The organism is Burkholderia sp. Se-20378, from assembly GCF_017104665.1.
GTDB lineage: Bacteria > Pseudomonadota > Gammaproteobacteria > Burkholderiales > Burkholderiaceae > Burkholderia > Burkholderia lata.
This window is the reverse complement of the sequence record NZ_JAAGPG010000212.1, coordinates 1-240: the sequence shown is the minus strand read 5'-3', so window position 1 is coordinate 240 and position 240 is coordinate 1. Positions and strand designations below refer to the sequence as shown.

At 78.3% G+C, this 240-nt stretch carries 1 protein-coding gene; it reads left to right on the top strand.

All coding sequences use genetic code 11. The annotated features are described in order from the left end of the window. Positions 1-240: hypothetical protein (locus G3N93_RS42485; RefSeq protein ID WP_206133897.1), on the top strand; the 240-nt coding region annotated here is incomplete at both ends.

Below are 240 nucleotides of genomic sequence, written 5' to 3'. Positions count from 1 at the left end.
GATCACTAAAAAAAAAAAAACAAAAAACCCCCCCCCCCCCCCCCCCCCACCCCCCCCCACCCCCCCCCCCCCCCCCCCCCCCCCACCCCCCCCCCACCCCCCCCCCACCCCCCCCCCACCCCCCCCCCCCCCCCACACCCCCACACCTCCCCCCCTCACCCCACCCCCCCCCCACCCACCCCCACAACCCCCCACCCACCCCCCACCCACGCACCCACCTCCAACCCCCACCCCCCCCCC